Raw genomic sequence first — 5,472 nt, 5'->3', positions numbered from 1 at the left:
GACAATGATCAGCAGGGTAGAGAATATAATTACAAATATAAGCGGCTGGATCAGTATTCCTGCAGCCAGGCCATAGAGTAAACCGGAGATACCTGCAATAAGCAACATCCAGAAACCGTAAATCAATCCTTTTGTAATATGATAAAGTAAAGAAGCTCCTGTGCTATGCCAGCAAAAAAAAAGCCGCTTCCTGCTAACAGAAACGGCTCTTTTATAAGATCAAACTTTTTTCGGAGGGAGGTCAAACGCAATTGCTTCGTGTTCAAAATGCCCTTTATGAGCACCATCACAAAAAGGTTTGTTTTGGGAAAGACCACAGCGGCAAACGCTAAGTACTGTTCTGCCCTGTAACCCATAGGCATTCCCCTCTTTGTCGACGATCTCAAAATCGCCTTCTATCTTCACTGATCCGTTATTATTAATGGTTAGTTTTGTTGCAGACATCTATATATTTTTGTTTCGGGCAAAGCTAAAACAATGGAACTAAAGCCGTGAATCTGATTTCAATTTAGAAACATTCCTTCAAGCCGCAGCCGGTTTCATAACTTTAATAAATAGTAACTTTGTCATGAGCCAAATTTTTGAAGCACTGGATTGGAAAAATCAGTGCACAAAAAAAGGAGCATCTTTTGGAAACTCCCTTTTCTCTTACCTCAGGATATTTTGTAGAGATTACGTCTTAGACCTTGCTTTATAAAATCAATAACCTTGGGTTGATCTTTTTTTGCATCGCTGAAGGAAATGTTCTTTTCATGTGATCGTTATTTTTAAACGCTGATGAACCTACATTTTCCTGAGTTTGCATCTGATCACCGATAAATAAGGTTTCTTGCTGAAATTTGTCGCCTGCACTTTGAATTTTTATCTGATCTTTCATAATCTTGAATTTTTTTTCAACTTAAAAACAAGCTGTGTGCCATAAAGTTTTCAATTCTGAAAAAATAATCAGCTAAATCGTTTAGTTTTTAAAAACTAACTGAATATATTTTCATCCTGTCCTTTTTTCAAGATTTTGTTTATTTTTACCATGTTATGAATACAGAACAAAAAGATTCTAAAAAGGTCATTTTCATTAGGTGGATCAAAAGAATTGGTTTCTGGGGGTTTATGTTCTTTTTAATCAAAGGCCTCATCTGGCTTGCTCTTGGTTACTGGGTTCTCAAATAATTTATATAAAACAATTCATGCTGCCTGTCCGTTACGGACTGAAAATAAGCACCATGAAGAATCAAATTCCAGAACAGCATACCGGCGGAAAGCTTGATACTCAAGCCAGGGCAGAATTTACATCTCCGGAAGAAGCAAAAGAATTTTATCAGATTGCAAAAAGGAGACTGCTGCATCCATCTAATTGGGCAGAGATCTGCGAAGTCCCGCTGTCTACTTTTACACTGACCGACAGAGAAGGCAATACTGTTGACCGTGAGGCATGGGAGGGAGACTACCTGAAAATAGATATTCCGGGGCCCGGTACACATTCAGGCGACAGCTTCGACTGGGTGAGAATTGAAAAGGTTGAAGAAGAGTTTGCTCTTGATTCTGAAATAGTGTCCTTACAAGCCAGACCTGCTGCAAATCCAAAAAGTGAAGATACCTCTACTGCACATTTTTTCACAGCCATGGCTACCTCCACCTTCCAGGTAAAACGAATAGGCAAAACAGTTTATGCAGAAGAACATGGAAGAAATGAGGTGCCCAATACAGACACCTCACATCTTGCAGATAATATCAGGAATACACTTATAGGCTGGACTGCCAAAATAGGTCTCTCCTACCCTCAGTGGAAAAGTCTGGTGAAAGGCATTGCAGACACCAGCTCTACAAATTTATAACATTCAATTCCTTTCAGCGGATAGCATCAGTTTATGACTTAGCGGCCGAAACCGAAATGTTCTCCAAAATAGCTTTTGTTTCCTCAAAGCTGGTATGGTGAAATGCGTGCATTCCCATAGCTTTGGCAGTTTCCACCTGGAATATCCTGTCATCGAAATAATAACATTGCTGTGGCCTTGCCTGTGCAATACCCAGCGCAAGCGTAAATATATTAGGATCCGGCTTGCGCATTTTCACATCACATGAAGATACAAAAGCATCAAAACACTCGTGTAATTTAAATTTCTTAACCCTGTATGTATTCAGTTCCTTGCCTTCATTGTTGATAGAAATTATCCTGAAGCCACTTTCCTTTTTCCATTCTTTCAGCCACTGCAGTAAACCTGGCAACTCAACTGATCTTGAAAACACAAATTCCTTAAAGTCTTCTCTGGTGAATTCTCTGGGATGGTTAAATACTACCGTATCCAGGTATTCATCCAGGGTGATGTTACCAATTTCAAAGATGTTGAACACATAATTATGCAGCGTATTGAGCTCATCATAATTCAGGTTAAACTTTTCTGCCGCTTTTTTACGGGAGTCGTTGCCCCAGCCATTGGTAAGCAGTACACCGCCAATGTCAAAAAAAATGATCTTAGGTTCTGGATATTCCATAGTATTTTATCTATAGGTTATTTTATAATCGTAAACTTAGCCAATTGTCCCCAAAATCAATGTATAAATTGTCATTATTACATACAGAAAATGGCATTTTGCATAGCCCGGATCAAACATTGACGCTACGCCTACAAAGCAAAAAAAACAGGCCACCCTAAAAGGATGGCCTGCTATTAATCGAAATTAAACCGGTATTAGTTGAAGATGTATCTCACACCGATCTGTGCCTGCCAGCGTGAAATCTGGTCAGTATTTACTTTTGAAGATTGGGTTACCGGAACCAAATTTGCCTTATCCAGGTAAGGGAATGAATAAGTTGGCCTTCCTGTAGTTGCATCAAGTCCTTTGTAGGTAAGCAGTGCAACCGCACCAGTGTTTATGCCACTGTAGGTAGTTTGGTAGGTACCCCAGTTTTTGTTCAGGAAGTTACCTACGTTGATCATGTTAAATTCAACACGGATCGTATTTCTTGTAGTTCTGTTTTTACCTGATTTCACAAAGAAATCCTGGGTAATATTTAAATCAGCACGTTTAAAGTAAGGTAAGATTGCTGCATTTCTTTTTGCAAACTCGCCTCTGTGTTCGCTCAGGTATTTATCCTGATTGATATACGCATTCAGCTGATTCCACAATTGAGATGCTGTTCTTGTATCACCCGGTGTTGTTCCCGAAGCTACAAAGTCTGGAACAAGGATGATGTCACCCTGGTTTCTCGGGATATACATCAGGTCGTTCGTTGCACCATCACGGTTGATATCACCGATACCCGTTCCACCATTACCTACGATATAGGAAACAGCGCCATTGTTTGAGGCTTCAAAGAATAACCCTATTGAAGTTGCGTAGTTTTTACTGTATTCTTTTCTGTAAGCCACAGAAGCAATAAAACGGTTAGGCATTACATATGTACTGTTGGAAAGAACGTTTCCGTTCGGATCACCCGAAACAGGTCTTCCGCTCCAGATAGAACTGGCAGTTGACCCACCATCATTAACGTCTTTAGATACAGTGCGCGTATAGGCAACGTTAGCATAGAAACCTCCAAGGAAGCTTTTTTGTAACTGACCGGTAACAAAGTAAGAATATCCTTTATTTGTGTTGGTCAGGTAGTACAATCCGGTGATAGTAGGATTGGTAGCACTTGCAGGTGAGCTGTTAATTGTAGTGTTTGCACTGTTGTAACGAATCTGACCTTCCGTTCCCGGTAAAGTAACATATCCGTCAGAAACTACCAGGTTCTTGGTGTAAATCGCATTGATATCTTTTGTATAAGCGGCTTCAACGGTTCCGATAATACCAAATGGCAACTGCTGATCGATGGCTACGTTGGTTCTCCAGATCTTTGGCAGTTTCAGATTCGGGTCAGTAACATCCAGCTCATAAGAAGTATTGGCTGCAACAGCTCCTGTCGGACGGTTGGCGTCAACATTAGGATTGTAAATCAGGCGTGGATCGTTTGGCGATGCTGCTTTGGTTACAGTACCTGAACTGAATAATGTTCCTCCATTGGATGCCTGGTTCGAGATCCATACAAAAGGTGTCAGACCTGAGAACAAACCAGAACCTCCACGGATCTGCGTGCTGTGGTCACCATTCACGTCCCAGTTGAAACCTGCACGTGGTGACATCTGGATTCTGCTTTTAGGCAGTTTGGATACGTCAACGTGTGTACCACCCTGGAATGTCAGGGCTGCAGCATTAGGATTGGCAGCAAGATCTGTAGGGTAATAGTTATAGTCAGCTCTTAAGCCGTAAGTCAGTACAAAGTTAGGCGTTACACGGTATTTGTCCTGGGCATATAAACTAAAATTGTAAGATTTAATTTTAGCCAGTGGCAGTTCACCGCCATCAGCAGCATTACGGTAAGTATAAGCTGCAGCAGGTAAACCATTGATGAAATCTGAAGCTGAGTTATAAGTATACAATCCATTGTAATCCGGTGCAAAACCGTTAGTGAAACTTTGCGACTGGTTGCTTGTACCAAATGTAAACTCGTGTTTGCCGGCAAATACTGTTAAATCATCTGATAACTGGCCTATGTTTGAGGAAAGCAGGTTTCCTGCAGTATACAACTCATAACCAAAACTGGTCATTGTCTGGTTGGCTGCGGTAAGCACTGCACCTGTCACACTCGAGGTTCCGTTACCTATATCAACCATCGGCACGTTTGAACCTGACAGTGATGTACGGAAATCACGCAATGCAGAATAACCAACTGTCAGTTTGTTAGAGATTGTATTGCTGATTTTACTGTTCAGCTCCAGCATACCGATGTTGAAATTATTATTGATCGTATAACCAGAACCTGCAAAAGGCAATGTATTAACACCTGCCGCACGCGTTGATCCGTAACCAACACCTGCGTTGGTGATCCCTGAATTACTTGCCGGCTGATCTTTAAATGATTTCAGGTAAAAGTATTTGGCACTTAAAGTGTTGTTTTTATTGATGTTCCAGTCTAACTTAACTGTGATTTTGTCACTCTGAGTTTTATAAGAGAAATTCTCATAAGCTCCCGGATCATAACCGTACTTTGTTTTAAGCGTATTTGAAATCGCCTCAAGTGTTGCTGCCTGTGCCTGAGAAACATTTGCCCCGCTAACTCCATCTCTCGAAGCAACGAAAGTAGATGCCGGATTACTGATCCGCTCCTGCTCACCTGAAACAAAGAAGAATAATTTGTTCTTGATGATCGGACCACCTAAGCTGAGTCCTCTTGAATTGTAATCGAAAGGGATTTTCGTAACCTTGGTTGTTCCGGCATTGTAACCCGTTAAACCAGTACCACGTCCATAATAATACACAGATCCCTTGATTTCATTCGTACCGGATTTAATTACAGTATTTACACCGGCTCCGGTAAAGAAACCCTGACGCACATCATAAGGTGCAAGATCAACCTGGATCTGATCGATGGCATCCAGTGAAATAGGCTGTGAACTTGCCTGTCCGCCCAGTGTTCCCGACAAACCAAATGAG

5 protein-coding genes are annotated in these 5,472 nt (G+C 41.1%); 1 reads left to right on the top strand and 4 read right to left on the bottom strand.

Features of this window, described 5'->3' with window-relative positions; translation table 11 throughout:
• Positions 1-219: 219 nt before the first annotated feature.
• Positions 220-444: a CDGSH iron-sulfur domain-containing protein gene (locus ABWY16_RS13390; protein ID WP_353905150.1), complete on the bottom strand. Its 225-nt coding sequence runs from the start codon at positions 442-444 to the stop codon at positions 220-222.
• Positions 445-691: 247 nt separating this feature from the next.
• Positions 692-877: a hypothetical protein gene (locus ABWY16_RS13385; RefSeq protein ID WP_353905149.1), complete on the bottom strand. Its 186-nt coding sequence runs from the start codon at positions 875-877 to the stop codon at positions 692-694.
• Positions 878-1,220: 343 nt separating this feature from the next.
• Between ABWY16_RS13385 and ABWY16_RS13380 the strand changes: the two genes are divergently transcribed.
• The gene (locus tag ABWY16_RS13380) at positions 1,221-1,832 is read left to right on the top strand and encodes a hypothetical protein (RefSeq protein ID WP_353905148.1); all 612 of its coding nucleotides are present in this window, start codon (positions 1,221-1,223) and stop codon (positions 1,830-1,832) included.
• A 31-nt stretch (positions 1,833-1,863) separates the two neighbouring features.
• Here ABWY16_RS13380 and ABWY16_RS13375 read toward each other — a convergent pair whose 3' ends face one another.
• The gene (locus tag ABWY16_RS13375) at positions 1,864-2,490 is read right to left on the bottom strand and encodes an HAD family hydrolase (RefSeq protein WP_353905147.1); all 627 of its coding nucleotides are present in this window, start codon (positions 2,488-2,490) and stop codon (positions 1,864-1,866) included.
• A 197-nt stretch (positions 2,491-2,687) separates the two neighbouring features.
• On the bottom strand, positions 2,688-5,472 hold a 2,785-nt coding region (locus tag ABWY16_RS13370; RefSeq protein ID WP_353905146.1), incomplete at its 5' end, for an outer membrane beta-barrel protein.

Source organism: Pedobacter sp. (assembly GCF_040513095.1).
Classification (GTDB): Bacteria; Bacteroidota; Bacteroidia; order Sphingobacteriales; family Sphingobacteriaceae; genus Pedobacter.
Note: the sequence above shows the minus strand (reverse complement) of the source record. Positions and strands in the feature narration are given on the sequence as shown.